The sequence below is a fragment of the Microcystis flos-aquae FACHB-1344 genome (assembly GCF_014698375.1).
GTDB classification, from domain to species: Bacteria; Cyanobacteriota; Cyanobacteriia; order Cyanobacteriales; family Microcystaceae; genus Microcystis; species Microcystis aeruginosa.
In genome coordinates this window covers 1-2,500 of record NZ_JACJSW010000243.1, presented here as the reverse complement: position 1 = coordinate 2,500, position 2,500 = coordinate 1, and the positions used below count along the sequence as shown (strand labels likewise).

Annotated in this window: 2 rRNA genes (1 of these 2 cut by a window edge); both read left to right on the top strand. The window is 54.1% G+C overall.

The features are described from left to right. A 23S ribosomal RNA gene (locus tag H6G48_RS25690) occupies window positions 1-2,303 on the top strand (it extends 577 nt beyond the left edge of the window). Between the two features lie 56 nt (window positions 2,304-2,359). Continuing rightward, a 5S ribosomal RNA gene (gene rrf, locus H6G48_RS25685) occupies window positions 2,360-2,477 on the top strand. Window positions 2,478-2,500 lie beyond the last annotated feature (23 nt).

Sequence of the window (2,500 nt, the reverse complement as noted above, 5' to 3'; positions counted from 1 at the left end):
CGTGTGCCTGTTGAAGAATGAGCCGGCGACTTACAGGTTATGGCAGGTGAAGGGGGAAGACCCCACAGCCCCAGCGAAAGCGAGTCTGAAGAGGGCGAAGCGTCATAATTTGTAGACCCGAACCCGGGTGATCTAACCATGGCCAGGATGAAGCTTGGGTAAAACCAAGTGGAGGTCCGAACCGACTAATGTTGAAAAATTAGCGGATGAGCTGTGGTTAGGGGTGAAATGCCAATCGAACTCGGAGCTAGCTGGTTCTCCCCGAAATGTGTTGAGGCGCAGCGGTAGTGGAAGTTTAGTCGGGGTAAAGCACTGTTTCGCCGCGGGCTGGGAGACCGGTACCAAGGCGAGGCAAACTCTGAATACGGCTAAAAAAACTACCAGTGAGACGGTGGGGGATAAGCTTCATCGTCAAGAGGGAAACAGCCCAGACCACCAGCTAAGGTCCCCAAATGATAACTAAGTGAGAAAGGAGGTGGGAGTGCATGGACAACCAGGAGGTTTGCCTAGAAGCAGCAATCCTTAAAAGAGTGCGTAATAGCTCACTGGTCAAGCGCTCCTGCGCCGAAAATGAACGGGGCTAAGTTATCTACCGAAGCTGTGGACTACATTGTAGTGGTAGGGGAGCGTTCTATAGGGGGTGAAGCAGTAGCGGCAAGCAGCTGTGGACTCTATAGAAGTGAGAATGTCGGCTTAAGTAGCGAAAATGTGGGTGAGAATCCCACACCCCGAAACCCCAAGGTTTCCTCCGCAAGGCTCGTCCGCGGAGGGTCAGTCAGGACCTAAGGCGAGGCTGAAAAGCGTAGTCGATGGACAACGGGTTAACATTCCCGTACCGATTAATGATTGTGCCGGAGAACGGAGAAGGTCAACGTCAGCTGGATGTTGGTTACCAGTGCAAGCAGTCGAGGCGATGAGAGGTGGTGAAAACACCTGGAGCTAAGACGCGAGTCCCACCTCCCACGGGAGGGAAGTGGCGCTGATCAAGCTTCCTAGAAAAGCCCGAACCACGTTAATCATTAATTGCCTGTACCCGAAACCGACACAGGTGGGGAAGTAGAGAATACTAAGGGGCGCGAGATAACTCTCTCTAAGGAACTCGGCAAAATGACCCCGTAACTTCGGGAGAAGGGGTACCCTCGCAAGAGGGTCGCAGTGAATAGGCCCAGGCGACTGTTTACCAAAAACACAGGTCTCCGCCAAGTCGTAAGACGCAGTATGGAGGCTGACGCCTGCCCAGTGCCGGAAGGTTAAGGAAGTTGGTCAGGAGTAATCTGAAGCTGACGACCGAAGCCCCGGTGAACGGCGGCCGTAACTATAACGGTCCTAAGGTAGCGAAATTCCTTGTCGGGTAAGTTCCGACCCGCACGAAAGGCGTAACGATCTGGGCACTGTCTCGGAGAGAGACTCGGCGAAATAGGATTGTCTGTGAAGATACGGACTACCTGCACCTGGACAGAAAGACCCTATGAAGCTTTACTGTAGCCTGGCATTGGCTTCGGGCTTCGCTTGCGCAGGATAGGTGGGAAGCTTTGAAACTCTCCTCGTGGGGAGAGTGGAGCTAACGGTGAGATACCACTCTGGCGAGGCTAGAATTCTAACCCTGACCCCTAATCGGGGCGGGAGACAGTTTCAGGTGGGCAGTTTGACTGGGGCGGTCGCCTCCTAAAAGGTAACGGAGGCGCGCAAAGGTTCCCTCGGTCCCGTTGGAAATGGGACGATAGAGTGCAAAAGCAGAAGGGAGCTTGACTGTGAGACCCACAAGTCGAACAGGGACGAAAGTCGGCTTTAGTGATCCGACGGCACCGCGTGGAAGGGCCGTCGCTCAACGGATAAAAGTTACTCTAGGGATAACAGGCTGATCTCCCCCAAGAGTTCACATCGACGGGGAGGTTTGGCACCTCGATGTCGGCTCATCGCAACCTGGGGCTGAAGTCGGTCCCAAGGGTTGGGCTGTTCGCCCATTAAAGCGGTACGTGAGCTGGGTTCAGAACGTCGTGAGACAGTTCGGTCCATATCCGGTGTAGGCGTAAGAGCATTGCGAGGAGCCTTCCTTAGTACGAGAGGACCGGGAAGGACGCACCGCTGGTGTACCTGTTATCGTGCCAACGGTAAACGCAGGGTAGCCATGTGCGGAGCGGATAACCGCTGAAAGCATCTAAGTGGGAAGCCCACCTCCAGATGATTGCTCTCATGGCATTAAGCCAGTAAGGTCTCGGGTAGACTACCCGTTGATAGGCTCTAGATGGAAGCTCGGTAACGAGTGCAGTCGAGGAGTACTAACCGACCGAGGGCTTGACCTCATTCTTCTTTTCACCACTTTTTCCCTAGCTTTTGCAGTCTTGAGGGTTCTACCCTTCCTGGTGTCTTTAACGTGATGGCACCACTCCGATTCCATCCCGAACTCGGTTGTGAAACTTCGCCGTGGCCAAGATACTTGTCGGGTTGCCGACCGGGACAATAGCTCGATGCCAGGATTATTCTTTCCTACCCCTCAATC